Source organism: Prevotella histicola (genome assembly GCF_055385135.1).
Genome location: NZ_AP043793.1, coordinates 2,147,030 through 2,161,355 on the forward strand (window position 1 = coordinate 2,147,030; position 14,326 = coordinate 2,161,355).

Here is a 14,326-nt window from a genome sequence, read left to right on the forward strand (position 1 = left end):
TAAAATGGAGACCAATAAAACTTACTCATTTGATGAGGCCTTTCAAGCATCTTTAGAATACTTTGGTGGTGATGAATTAGCAGCACGGGTATGGGTTAACAAGTATGCAATGAAAGATAGTTTCGGGCGTATCTATGAGAAATCGCCTGAACAGATGCATTGGCGTATTGCTAACGAAATAGCACGCATTGAAAATAAATATAAAAATCCTTTGACGGCACGAGAGGTGTTTGACCTTCTGGATCACTTCCGTTATATTATTCCTGCAGGAAGTCCAATGACAGGTATAGGGAATACGCACCAGATCGCATCCTTGTCGAATTGTTTTGTAATAGGGTTGGATGGTGATGCTGATTCTTATGGCGCCATCATGCGTATTGATGAAGAGCAGGTTCAGTTGATGAAACGCCGCGGTGGAGTAGGACATGATTTGAGTCACATCCGTCCCAAAGGCTCTCCAGTGAATAATTCTGCCTTAACTTCTACAGGTCTCGTTCCTTTCATGGAACGTTATTCAAACAGTACACGTGAAGTTGCACAAGACGGAAGACGTGGAGCTTTGATGCTTTCCGTTAGTATCAAGCATCCAGATTCGGAGGCATTTATTGATGCTAAGATGGAAGAAGGAAAGGTTACGGGGGCAAATGTCTCCGTAAAAATTGCGGATGAATTTATGCAAGCTGCTGTTGATGACAAGAGCTTTGTTCAACAGTTCCCCACCGATAGTAAGAAACCTTCTTTCACAAAGACAGTCTCGGCTAAGTCTTTATGGGAGAAGATTGTTCACAATGCTTGGAAGAGTGCTGAGCCAGGTGTACTGTTTTGGGATACTATTATTCGTGAAAGTATTCCTGATTGCTATGCTGATTTAGGATTCCGTACGGTATCAACAAACCCTTGTGGTGAGATTCCTCTATGTCCTTATGATAGCTGTCGTTTGCTTTCTCTTAACCTTTATTCTTATGTTGTTGATCCATTTACGGATCATGCATACTTCGATTTTGAGCTCTTTGGCAAGCATGCTCAGTTGGCACAGCGTCTGATGGATGACATTGTTGATCTGGAGATGGAGAAGATAGACCTTATTCTTGCAAAGATAAAGGCTGATCCGCAGAGCGAAGAGGTGAAGAGCGCAGAGTATCATCTATGGGAAAAAATAAGAGAAAAGAGCGGAAAAGGTCGTCGTACGGGTGTCGGAATAACGGCTGAAGGTGATATGATAGCAGCTATGGGATTACGTTATGGTACGCAGGAAGCTACCGATTTCTCTGTTCAGGTTCATCGTACATTGGCTTTAAATGCTTATCGTTCATCTGTTGTGATGGCTAAGGAACGTGGCGCTTTCTCTATTTATGATGCAACACGTGAGGAAAAGAATCCGTTTATTATGCGTCTGAAAGAGGCTGATGCACAGCTTTATGAGGATATGACACGCTATGGACGTCGTAACATAGCTTGTCTTACGATAGCTCCAACAGGTACTACGTCACTGATGACGCAGACAACCTCAGGTATTGAACCAGTATTTATGCCTGTTTATAAGCGCCGTCGTAAGGTAAATCCAAATGATACAAATGTGCACGTTGACTTTGTTGATGAAGTTGGTGATTCTTTTGAAGAATATATAGTGTATCACCGCAAGTTCTTGACATGGATGGAAATCAACGGGATTGATACAAATAAGAACTATACTCAGGAAGAGATCGATGATCTTGTAAAGCACTCACCTTATTATAAAGCAACGGCTAATGATGTAGACTGGCTGATGAAGGTACGCATGCAAGGAGCTATTCAAAAGTGGGTTGACCATTCAATTTCTGTGACGGTGAACTTACCTAATAGTGTTGACGAGGCTTTGGTTAATAAACTTTATGTCGAAGCATGGCGTAGTGGATGTAAGGGATGCACTATTTATCGTGATGGTAGCCGCTCAGGAGTTATGATTTCTGTTTCAAAGAAAGATAAGAAAGAAGATGAGCAAGCTAAGAAAGAAGCTGAAAATGATCTGAATTCGGCAGAGGAGCATCATGAATATTGCAATTGTAAACAACCACAGGTTATAGAAGTTCGTCCAAAAGAACTTGATTGTGATGTTGTTCGTTTCCAGAATAATAAAGAGAAATGGGTTGCTTTCGTTGGCTTACTGGATGGCTATCCTTATGAAATCTTTACGGGTTTACAGGATGATGAAGAAGGTATTGCTCTGCCAAAGAGTGTTACAAAGGGTAAGATTATAAAGCAAACAGCTGATGATGGTACACACCGTTATGACTTCCAGTTTGAAAATAAGCGTGGTTATAAGACCACTGTGGAAGGTCTGTCGGAGAAGTTTAACCCAGAATATTGGAATTATGCCAAGCTGATTTCTGGTGTGCTCCGTTATCGTATGCCAATTGATCACGTCATTAAACTTGTTGGCTCATTACAGTTGAAAAGTGAGAGTATCAACACTTGGAAGAATGGAGTTGAGCGTGCGCTGAAGAAATATGTAACAGATGGTACGCAGGCTTCGGGACTTAAGTGTCCTGTTTGCGGACAGGAGACACTTGTTTATCAAGAAGGTTGTCTGATTTGTACTAATTGTGGGGCTTCTCGTTGTGGATAATTGAGTTTTAATCCCGTAACAGTAAATACTGTTGCGGGATGAGATTAAAAGATACGAATGGTTATATCAACAAGTTATATATTATTAAGAGGTGTCCGCTTTCATGCTTTTATTGGTGTGGGAGAACAGGAACGATGTGTCGGGAATGATTATATCCTTGATCTTCGTATAGGTTATTCTTTGGCTAATGCCATGAAAAGTGATGATGTTATGGATACTTTGAATTATGCAGAAGTATATGACTTGATAAAGAATGTTATGCAACATCCGATGAAGTTGTTGGAAGCTGCAGCAGGTTGCATTGTAGATAATCTGACAGCAACTTATAAGGGGATAGAAAGTATCGACTTAAAATTAATTAAGCTAAACCCTCCGATGGGTGCAGATTGTGAAGGTGCAGGTGTTGAATTACATTTAATTAATAAATGATAAAACCAAGAAATGTTGATATGATTTCACAGTAAAAAGCTGTATCTTTGCCTTTTAAAGAATTAAGTATGTTCAAGAAAATAACACTTTTCTTTATTCTCTTTGCTTCATTCGTAGTCACATCTTATGCTGCGAATGGGCGCTTCACACTTGTTATTGATGCTGGTCATGGTGGGCATGATGCTGGTGCAATTGGTGCCATATCTAAAGAAAAAGATATCAACCTCAATATAGCATTGGCGTTTGGGCGTTATGTAGAGCAGAATTTACCAGATGTGGATGTGATATATACACGTAAGAAAGATGTTTTTATTCCGTTGCATCAGCGTGCAGATATTGCAAATAAAGCAAAGGCTGACCTCTTTATTTCGGTACATACCAACTCCCTCCCTCCTGGACATTATGCTAAAGGGTTTCAAGTATATACCTTAGGTATGCATAGGGCCAAGGATAATCTTGACGTAGCCATGCGCGAGAACTCTGTTATCTCGATGGAGAAAGGTTATCAACAGACTTATCAAGGCTTTGATCCTAAGTCTTCTGAGAGTTATATTATGTTTGAGTTTATGCAGAACGCAAACATGGGGAAGAGTGTCGAATTAGCAAGACTGATTCAAAATTCAGTATGTTCAAGTGCTGGGCGTATAGATAAAGGCGTACATCAAGCTGGTTTCCTAGTTTTGCGTGAGAGTTATATGCCAAGTTGTTTGATAGAATTAGGTTTCATTACATCACCAGATGAAGAAGAATTTCTGAATAGTCCAGAAGGTATTGACGCAGTGGCGAAGGGAATATATAATGCTTTTGTGAAGTATAAGAATATATATGATACACATATAGTTGTACCTTATCGTGCAGATAAAAAGAATATTGCCGTAAGTAGAGTTATTCCTTCGGTACCAGTTGATTCTCCTAGGCCAGTTCCTACACAAACAGTTCCTCGTTCTACGAAGAAGTCTTCTACAAGGAAAGTGATAAAATCTGTTAACAATTCTCAAACGTCGCTAGATGTTCCAGATAATATTCCGTTATTTAAGGTTCAGATCTTTGCTGTAAATCAGCAGTTACGTGCAGGCTGTGCGCAATTCCGCGGACACACAGATATCGATTGTATTCAAGATGGAAGCCTTTATAAATATACGATAGGAGCTAGCACTGACTATAATGAAATAGCACGACTGCGTGAGAAACTGAGGAAAGATTTCCCACAGGCTTTTGTCATAGCTTTGAAAGGTGGTAAGAGAATAGATACTAATCAGGCGATAAGTGAGTTTTTAAAGAATAAGAAATAGAAGTTGTAGTTTATATTTATATTATTATGAAGAAGTTATTTACACCAGAGATAAAGATTGCGCTTGTTGCTATTGCTGGCGTTGTTGTTTTGTTCTTCGGTATGCAATTCTTGAAGGGGTTAAGCCTTTTTTCTGCAGATAAACATTATCAAATAAAGTTCACTAATATCAGTGGCCTTTCGACATCTACACCTATTTACGCTAATGGCTTTAAAGTAGGAGCAGTGAAAAGTATTGATTATGATTATGCACATCCAGGCGACCCTATAACAGTCGGTGTAGCCATTGACAAGAGTATGAATGTTCCTTCCGGGACAAGGGCTGATATTATCAGTGACTTGATGGGGAATGTAAAAGTAGAACTAATTCTTGGTAAGAGCAATCAAATGTTGGCTGAGAATGGTGTAATTGATGGCCGTATCAATGATGGTACGTTGGGTACAATGAAAAGTATGGTTCCTTCTATTCAAAAGATGCTGCCTAAACTGGATAGTATTCTTGCTAGTGTTAATTCTTTATTAGCTGATCCTGCTTTAAAAGGCTCTTTGCATAATGTGAAGCAGATAACTTCTAATCTTACAACCACAACACAGGAAGCTAATACGTTCCTTGCTCAATTGAATAGGTCTTTACCTGTATTGACTGATAGAGCTGGAAAAGTCCTCAATAACGCTAATGGTATGATGGTGAACGCTAACGGTGGAATTACAGAAGCACGTGGAGTTATTCGTGGAGCTAATGGAATGATAGCAACTTTAAATGATAAGGTAAATGGTATTGATGTGCAAGGAACAATGGCTAAGGTCAATACAGCTTTAGAGCATGTGAATAGTCTTACTGCAAAGCTGAATAGTAATGAAGGTTCATTAGGCTTACTTATTAATGATGCCTCGTTATATAATAATCTAAATAGTACTATTCGGAATGCTGATAGTTTGATGGTAAATGTCAAAGCACATCCAAAGCGGTATGTCCACTTCTCTCTCTTTGGACGGAAAGATAAGTAATTTAAAAACTATCTAAATAGTAAAAGGGATGTTTCACATGCAGAGGTTAATTGGTGATAGTTATGAATATCAGTGATTTCAATTAACCTCTGCTATTGTTTCACTTAAAGGTTAACCTCTTCTTGCATACTATAGTAACGCTGTTGTATATCAGATGTTTACAATTATGCAACTCTATGATGTTATATGCTATGAGGGAAATACGTATGAATTGCTTTAAAACAAAGATATTCCCTACTTTGTTTAATTCCCTTAATATAATGTATCAATTCGCTCTTTGTAAATAAATTGCTATCTTTGCACATGCAATCGCACTGATAATGATAAAACGGCTTTTTGACAGAAAGGCATTACATAAAATATTAATTAATCAAAAATGAACGTCAATCCTAAGAATCTTTGGGATAATTGTCTCCAGCTCATTAAAGAGAATGTTACTGAGCAGCAGTTTGATACTTGGTTCCGCCCGCTTATACTTCAATCATATAAGCCTGCCTCTAAGACATTGTTGTTACAAGTTCCAAGTTCTTTTGTATATGAATATTTGGAGGAACATTACGTAGATTTATTACGTAAGGTCTTGACTCGTGTATTTGGGCAAGGTGTACAATTGACGTATCGTGTTGTAACAGACCAGGAACATCATCTGTCACAAGATTTACAAGCAGAAGTTATAGAAGATATTTCTTCTCAGCGTCCTACTGCTAGAGGTAATCAAAGCCCTACTGTTTTAGATGCAGCTCCACAAGATTTAGATTCACAGTTAGACCCTCATAAGTCTTTTACAAATTATGTAGAAGGTGATAGTAATAAGCTGCCACGCTCAATAGGTTTGTCTATCTCAGAACATCCTAATACTACGCAGTTTAATCCAATGTTTATTTATGGTCCTTCTGGTTGTGGAAAGACTCACCTTATTAATGCAATAGGTTTAAAGGTAAAGCAACTTTATCCTCAAAAACGAGTGTTATATGTATCTGCGCGCCTGTTTCAAGTGCAATATACCAACTCTGTTTTGCAAAATACAACCAATGACTTTATTAATTTCTACCAGACTATAGATGTTCTGATAGTAGACGATATTCAGGAATGGGCTACGGCTTCAAAGACCCAAGACACTTTCTTTCATATCTTTAATCATCTTTTTCGTAATGGGAAGCGTATCATTTTAGCAAGTGATCGTCCTCCAGTGGATCTGAAAGGCATGAATGATCGTCTGTTGACTCGTTTCTCTTGTGGTTTGATAGCAGAATTAGAGAAGCCCAATGTACAATTATGTATAGATATTCTGCGTAATAAAATCAAGCGTGATGGCTTAAATATTCCTGAGGATGTTGTTCAGTTTATTGCAGAAACAGCCAATGGGAGTGTACGCGATTTACAGGGTGTCATCAATTCATTGCTTGCTTATAGCGTTGTCTATAATAGCAATATTGATATGAGATTAGCTGAGCGTGTTATTAAACGTGCCGTTAAAGTAGACGATGAGCCTTTGACAATAGATGATATTCTTGATAAAGTTTGCTCACATTACAACGTTACTATGTCGGCTGTTAATTCACGTTCACGTAAGAAAGATATTGTTATTGCACGACAGGTGAGCATGTATATGGCGCAGAAATATACAAAGATGCCTGCAAGTAGAATTGGTAAACTTGTCGGTAATCGCGATCATAGCACAGTTATTCATAGTTGTTCAAAGATTGAAGACCGTTTAAAATTAGATAAAGGCTTTCATGCTGAGCTAACAAGTATAGAAAATTCTTTTAAATTAAAAGCATAATTCTGATATGGTGAGTCTGCTACGAGAGTAGCAGACTTTTTTGTTTCTCATCCTAGGTCGTATGAGTTCAGGCAAGAGAAAGTAGTCTAAGTTGTATTTTTTTGTTATTAGATACTCAGAACGTTACTATCGTTAGCTCATCATATATTATTATTTTGTTTTATTGCTGACCGATAAAACTTAGATAATATACCATTCCTTATGGGATTTATATTCAAATAGAGGTGCTTATAACGCTTTATAAGCGAGGCTTCTAATCAGATGATTTTAGTTTGATCTTAGGTGTTGGAGTAGTTTCCACACTACAAATTATATCCCGATAAGAGATATATTGCAATGTGTTGATCTTTCAGCACAGTTGGCGTTAGCCTCTAGCTCCATAGGTGTTGGACTGCAACTCTATAAGTGCTGGGCTACCGCACATAGATTGGAAATGAAGAGATAGGTTCATTTCTGTCGTTATAAGATTAATATATGATACGACTTTGTTGGCTAATTGGTGCTTAAAACATTGACAGCATAGCAATAATTCCGTTTGTATTTTTCCTTGATATATCGATTTATAATTGTGTTTTATACATTTTTTATCCGTTTGACTGTTAGTTGTTTATAAGCCTTATTAAGGTAATGCCTGTATTATACAATTTATATTATGTGGCTCTTCCTCTTTTACAAGGTCTTTGTTACAAAGATTCTTTGTAATATTGCACTTGAAAAATGAATCTTTTATCGTGTTGAATACTGACCTGTTAAGCAATCTTGAAACAATCTATTAATAAGTTTTTAACTAAAAAATCATTTTATGAATCTAAAAACGTTTACCAAAACTGTTTTATGTTTTGCCTTGTTTGCAGTGAGTGCGATCACGGCAAAGGCTGCGGATCACCTTGCAATTGTGGGGGATGCAGTATGGGGAGGTTGGGACCTCGTGAAGGCAACTGCCATGGTTAAGTCTCCGAACAATCCTGATGTCTTTATGGCAACTGTACATCTGAATGCAGGTAAAGGCTTCAAGTTTTTAACAGAAAGGGAGTGGGGGAAGCTCGAATATCGTTCTGGTGCTTCCGATGTAGTCTTGAAGTCGGGTATAAAATACAAATTATATGCTTCTAAAGGAGCATCAGAAGATGGTAAATTCAAGGTTTCTGAATCTGCAAACTATGAAATTATTTGTGATTTAGCTAGAAAGACTATTGAGGTAAAGAAGGTTGCTTACCAAGCAAAGGAAATCAGATATGCTGCTTTATGGATGATAGGTGACGCCACAGCTGGCGACTGGGACTATAATAATGGTGTCCTATTAAGTCAGGACTCAGGTAATCCTACATGCTATACAGCAACGGTTGAATTGAAGGAAGGTGAGTTTAAGTTTACAACCAATAAGCAGTGGGGATATGATAATAGTGTGTATATCTTCCGTGATGTCAATGATCAAAATAAAATTGTTTTTGGTGGAGAAGATAATAAGTGGAGAATAATGGAAGATGGTATGTATAATGTGACTGTTGATGTTCCTGCAAAGACCATTTCCATTAAGCAGATAGACGATCCAGCAGGGCATAAGCCACAGTTTGGTAATGATGTCATTCTCGTCGGTGATGCTACAATTGCAGGATGGAATCTTGATAATGCCATATATCTGGAGCATACAGGACAGGCTGGAAGAGTCTTTAAGACAACCACATATTTAGAAGCTGGCAAAGGCTTTAAGTTTCTGTCTATGCTTTCTTATGATGATATTGATTACAGACCAGCGAATAACACGGTATTGAATCCTGGTGTTCCTGGAACTTTTGTACCTTCTCTTCCTTCCTCTACTGATACAAAGTTCTCTGTAGAGAGGTCTGGTAACTATGATATTGTTTGTAATATGAACAACAGGACGGTTGTAGTTACCTTGTCTGAAAACCAAGTTCTTGTGAATTATCCTGCCCTCTGGTTGATCGGCAGTGCAACTTCTGCTGGTTGGAATCCAGGTAAAGCTGTAGAATTGAAGAGGAGTGAAGCTGACCCTGCGGTATATACAGCACGTGTACAACTGAAGAAAGGTGAGTTTAAGATACTTACAAGCAAGAATGTTGGTTTTGATCAGCCAACGTATTATCGTGATCCTACGAATGAGCACAGGATTGTATTTGGTGTGGACGGTGATGAAGTAGCAAAGAAAGATTGTAAGTGGACACTATCAGAGAATGCTGTGGGTACGTATGATGTGACGGTTGATATCGAGGCAATGACAATCTTCTGCGATAAGGTAGATATGGACGAACCTTCAGTTGAGTCTACAGATAAAGAATTGATACTCATTGGTGATGCAACGTACAGTGCATGGAATCTGCCTAAATCAATTGTAATGACACCAGTAGGTCCTACAACATTCAAGGCTGTTACCCATCTTGAAGCAGGTAAAGAGTTCAAGTTCTTGACAGAGCTTGCTTGGAAACGTTATGAATACCGTGCTGAATCTTCAAGAAAAGAGTTGCAAGAAGGTTCCATGTCTATGCTGGTTCCATATCGATATACAAATGATAAAGACGACAAAGATCATGATTTCAAGTTCGTTGTAAAGGAGTCTGGTAATTATGAGATAGTGTGCGACCTCTATATACCAGCACTGATTATCCGAAAGGTACGTTATCAGGACACTCCAGTTACTTATTCTTCATTGTGGATTGTTGGTAGTGCTACGCCAGGCGGATGGACTATAGAGAGAGGCATTAAGATGACTCAAGATGAGAACTATCCTACTAAGTTTACAGCGAAAGCAAATCTTGTTCCTGGAGAACTGAAGTTTGCTACCAATAAGTTTGCGGACTTCACCCAAGATTTCTTCTTCCGTGGAAAGGATGATTACACTGCTGTGCTTGGTGGAAACGATAATAAGTGGAACATTACCGAAGCCGGAACCTATAGCGTTACGATTGATGTTGCAAGCAAGCGGGTCACAATAACGAAGCCAGTAAGGAATGCCCCAACAGGTATCTCTACTGTTGATTCGTCTGATGAAGCCCCTGCAGAGTACTTCACTCTTAATGGTATTAAGGTTACAAACCCTTCATCTGGTATTTACATCAAGCGTCAAGGCGGTAAGACCACGAAAGTTTTTGTGAAATAAGAATAACCTTTTGGACATATATTCAAGCCCCTCTGATTTCCTTATAATAAGGATTTCAGAGGGGCTTTTTGGAAGTTTTTGTATCTTTAGTCTCTATACTTTTCTTTAAAATGTCCTGTATATCAGATAATCACCATCTGCTTTGATAGTGAAAGAGGTGTCGAGTGCTTCATTCAGTGTACCTTGCCATAGTTCTGTGAAAGGGTATATATCCCACTTTAAGCCATTGCTTGCGAGCATTTTACAGTTGGAATTGAAGACACTTACTTGCTGTCCGGGAAAGGATGTGAAGCTATTTGTCCCCGTTGCAGGTACAAACCATCCGTAATCTGTAATCATTGTTGGTTGAATTCCCAGTTGTCTATAATAGTACAGCATAAGTGATATGTTCCCAATGGTGTGGTCTTCGCGTTTCCCAGTTGTCCCAAGATAGCAGAATTGTGGGCGTGTGTGAGTTGGAGCATCCATCTTCATGTGTGAACGTGCAAAGAGAGTTGCTTTGGTCAGGTCGTTGTATTCCTGCTCAGAGATATGGTGATAGATAGAGGAATATCTGGCTTTTAGGTCCTCTGTTAGGGAATCTCCGTCCCCAACAACAGCTGTAGGCTCTATACCCAACTCTATTAAACCACTCAATGCTCCATCACATACAACCAGGTTCTGTGCCTTTTGCAGGAGGTGTAAAGGCAATGGGTGACTGGGGAAGTCACCTGCAGCGAGGATAATGGCAGAGAAATTCACTTGAGTAAGTTCTTTCATGCACTTCTGAGAAGGTGTGATCAGACTGTTTGATGTCTCAAGTGTGTCCGTTATCCCTTTGTTTTTATTCTCTATGTCCATTCAAATTAATATCTAATAGTATTGTGAAAAACTCTCCTGTGTTTTATCTCTAGAAGACGTTCTTCCTTACTTTTGTTGTTTAATGTATCTTCTCCATTTAAAATAACCAGCCACAGCTATCACCGTATATAATGCATAAAGCATGGCGGTGAAAGGTATACCTTTATATATATATAGTGCAGATAGTTCAGCATCAACGACAATCCATATCCACCATTGCTCAAGATATTTCTTTGCTAAAGCCCACAGTCCGATAAAACTAAGGGCATTTCCGAAGCTGTCAAGTACTGGTACTGTGGAGTTTGTAAAGCAGATAAGGATGTAATACAGAGCAATCCATAGCACAAAGAACACTATAATAGCTGGTATAATGTATCTCCGAGGGAAGTGTGTAATAGGAATTTCTTTGTCTTCCGTCCCTTTTTTCTTTCCCAATTTCCAATAAAGATAACCATATATGGCAGCAAGTGTATAATAAATCTGCATACCAAAGTCAGCATATAGCCCTGCTTCATAGTATACAAACATATAGATGACAGGCATAATAATGCCTGTCATCCAAAGCCATATACTTGCTTTGTATTCCTGATAGATGTAGATGAGACCTACAATGCAACCAATAATATCTAATATTTGGTATGTATCCATTTAGAACTTTAACGTTATATTCCCCATAATATTGAATCCTGCCATTGGAATGAATCCAATTTGTGTGTAACGGTTTTCGTTTGGATGGCCATTATTATCGAGAATAGTACTGTAAACCCAACCACTTGCTGCATAGTGACGATTGAAAATGTTGTTAAGGTTCATTCCTAAGACAGCTTCCTTCAGTCCTGCGATGTGCTTTGCAGGGCGAATTGTATAACTGAAGTTTAAGTTACTCTGAGAATAACAAGGCAGAGAACGTGTCAAGTTCTTAGTGTTATCCAGATACTGACGGCTTACAAAGTTTGTATGCCACATCGCTTCGAATCCTTTATAGTGGAGATTGAGCATTCCATTGAGTATAGCTGATGGTGAAAAGGCGAGGGTAGAGTGCCCATAATGGATCTTACGGAAAGAAGATTCCCAATCAACACTTGCCATTTCATCAAAGTCCTTGATGATATTACGGCTCAGTGCGGCGTTACCTTCTATTGTTAACCATGAGAGCGGACTCCATCCTGCCTCAATCTCTGCTCCCATTCGATAGCTGCTCTTAATGTTTGTTGTGAGATTTTCACCGATGTCACTTTGTGCTCCAGTCTGTACAAACTGGTTATTATAGTCCATGTAATAGAGATTTATACCAGCGTTCCAGTTTCGACCGTTGTATTGGTATCCTAATTCTATGTCCATCATACGTTCTGGTTCTGGTGCGGGATAGCTTCCATTATCAGTAAAGTTATTTCGTTCTGGTTCACGGTTAGCATATGCAATGGATGCATAAGCCTTGTGTCCTCCTCTGTAATAGCTGATACCTGCTTTGGGATTGACGAAGTCATAACGCTCGCTGATATTTAGAGATTGGTTCTGATAAGTATTACCAACCTTATAGAAACGGTCATTTTCTCCGTCGGTCATGTATTCAACATGGCGATATTGCAAGTCCATAAACACATTCCAATAATCAGCAAAGTGGTAGTTGGCTTTGAAGAATCCACTGTAATCATATTTATGAGCATCTGAATCATAGTACTTGTAGTTGTGTCCTCCTGCACGATACTTTGCATCTGCTTCCGTATTCTTAATATAAGTAAGGTATCCGAAGTGTCCACCACGGAACAGCTGTAGGTTTAATCCACCTGTCACATTCCAGTTCTCATCCTTGTAGTTGCTTGTGTATGCAATCCCGTAAGTGTGCTGTGTTAACCCTTTAAGGCGTACAAAGTCTGACTTTTTAATCACTTGTCCACTGTTATCTGTAAAGATCAGTCCGAATTTAGCAAACTTTGTATTATGCTTGAATTCGCTATAGTAGCCATAACCGTAGGTGTAATGCAAGGTCACATTATGACTCCAGTGCTTTGAAGGATGGAAAGCAAATGAGAGGAGGTTATGGTTTTGATAGAAGTTATCTGTTGTCTTGTTCCATAAAGAGCCATCACGCATTGTATAACGAGCCGTCAGATAGTTGCCTTTTGCGTCTTTGACGAAGGCTCCTGAAGCGTCTGTCTGTAGGTATTCGTATAATGGGTTAAACTTACCTAATCCCCTGTTGTACATGTCTTTGTAGGTGGTAATACCTGTTGTCGTACCGTATGTACCATCCATAAGACTCAGGTCATTACTTCCTGTAACTACACCATTCCATGCCTGTCCTGTCTTTTCAAAGTTGCCAATGTTCTTGTAACTGATACGGAAGTTCTTCCCCAGCCATGTCAATCCTCCATAGTATGAGCCAGATCGTCCGCTTGTGCCATGGACATATCCATCTGTTGCTGTTTCATGATATGCTCCATCAAAGATGAGATGATTGAACAGTAGCCCAGAAGAGAAGTTTACTCCTGCATTATAAGTATTGTAAGAGCCATACGAACCACTCACCTCAACACTCGGTTTCTTGCTTGGAATGTTGGTTGCCAACGACACAGAACCCCCGAAAGCACCATCTCCGTTGGTTGATGTTCCTATGCCTCGCTGTATCTGTACACTCCGCATAAGTGCTGCATAAGAGTTCATGTTCGCCCAGAAGACAGTCTGGTCCTCAGGAGAGTTCAGTGCAATGCCATCCAGTGTGATGTTAATTCTACTTCCTGCTGCCCCACGAATGCGCATAGCAGCAGTCCCTGTACCTAATCCATTCTCACCCCAAGCCAGTACACCTGGCGTCATGGAGAGAAGAAGGGGTAGTTCCCTACCACTTTTAGAGAAAGATTCAAGTTCGCTTTTCTTGATGTTTGACACAGCATAAGGAGCATTCTTTTGCACACGTACTCCTGCAACAACGACCTCATCCAGCTGTTGCTGCTTAAGAGTATCGGTTGTTACTTGTGCTTTTGTTACTGCCACGCATGCCAGTGTAGCAGCAAACAGGATGATTTTTTTCATATCCCAGGTCTTGATATTAAATAAAAATAAAAGGGGGAGTCTTCCTACGACGGCATTATCCGTATCAGGTCAATGGGTATAATCTCAGCAAGCCCAAACAGGCAAGCACCCCTTAGCTTCCATTTTGAAAGCCGTTGCAAAAGTAATGTATTATTATCAGACTGCCAAATGTATATGTAAAAAATAATAATTAGGTAGGTTTCTTTCTTGTTCCCAGTTGGA

The 14,326-nt window shown here is 39.3% G+C and carries 9 protein-coding genes; 6 read left to right on the forward strand and 3 right to left on the reverse strand.

The features are described 5' to 3' along the window. Positions 1-4: 4 nt before the first annotated feature. The 6 genes from ACZ48L_RS08700 (at position 5) to ACZ48L_RS08725 (ending at position 10,231) form a co-directional block, all read left to right on the forward strand. Positions 5-2,605 (forward strand): adenosylcobalamin-dependent ribonucleoside-diphosphate reductase, encoded by a 2,601-nt coding sequence (locus ACZ48L_RS08700; RefSeq protein WP_025792110.1) that lies wholly within the window; start codon positions 5-7, stop codon positions 2,603-2,605. A gap of 57 nt (positions 2,606-2,662) precedes the next feature. Beyond that, positions 2,663-3,034 (forward strand): dihydroneopterin aldolase, encoded by a 372-nt coding sequence (gene folB / locus ACZ48L_RS08705; protein WP_025792112.1) that lies wholly within the window; start codon positions 2,663-2,665, stop codon positions 3,032-3,034. A gap of 68 nt (positions 3,035-3,102) precedes the next feature. Next, a complete protein-coding gene (locus tag ACZ48L_RS08710; RefSeq protein ID WP_025792114.1) occupies positions 3,103-4,326 on the forward strand; it encodes an N-acetylmuramoyl-L-alanine amidase family protein in 1,224 nt (407 codons plus the stop codon). Positions 4,327-4,352: 26 nt separating this feature from the next. Next, a complete protein-coding gene (locus ACZ48L_RS08715) occupies positions 4,353-5,333 on the forward strand; it encodes an MlaD family protein (RefSeq protein WP_025792116.1) in 981 nt (326 codons plus the stop codon). A gap of 376 nt (positions 5,334-5,709) precedes the next feature. Further along, the gene (dnaA, locus tag ACZ48L_RS08720) at positions 5,710-7,116 is read left to right on the forward strand and encodes a chromosomal replication initiator protein DnaA (RefSeq protein ID WP_008822142.1); all 1,407 of its coding nucleotides are present in this window, start codon (positions 5,710-5,712) and stop codon (positions 7,114-7,116) included. Positions 7,117-7,918: 802 nt separating this feature from the next. Further along, on the forward strand, positions 7,919-10,231 hold the full coding sequence (locus tag ACZ48L_RS08725; RefSeq protein WP_044113908.1) for a SusF/SusE family carbohydrate-binding protein: 2,313 nt from the start codon (positions 7,919-7,921) through the stop codon (positions 10,229-10,231). Positions 10,232-10,336: 105 nt separating this feature from the next. Here the strand turns inward: ACZ48L_RS08725 and ACZ48L_RS08730 are convergent, their stop codons facing one another. From ACZ48L_RS08730 to ACZ48L_RS08740, 3 genes are all read right to left on the reverse strand, one after another. Further along, positions 10,337-10,990: a thiamine diphosphokinase gene (locus ACZ48L_RS08730; RefSeq protein ID WP_044113909.1), complete on the reverse strand. Its 654-nt coding sequence runs from the start codon at positions 10,988-10,990 to the stop codon at positions 10,337-10,339. Positions 10,991-11,137: 147 nt separating this feature from the next. Then, positions 11,138-11,719 (reverse strand): nicotinamide riboside transporter PnuC, encoded by a 582-nt coding sequence (pnuC, locus tag ACZ48L_RS08735; protein WP_025792118.1) that lies wholly within the window; start codon positions 11,717-11,719, stop codon positions 11,138-11,140. Continuing rightward, positions 11,720-14,104, reverse strand: a complete 2,385-nt coding sequence (locus ACZ48L_RS08740) for a TonB-dependent receptor (protein ID WP_025792120.1) — start codon at positions 14,102-14,104, stop codon at positions 11,720-11,722. Positions 14,105-14,326: the final 222 nt, after the last annotated feature.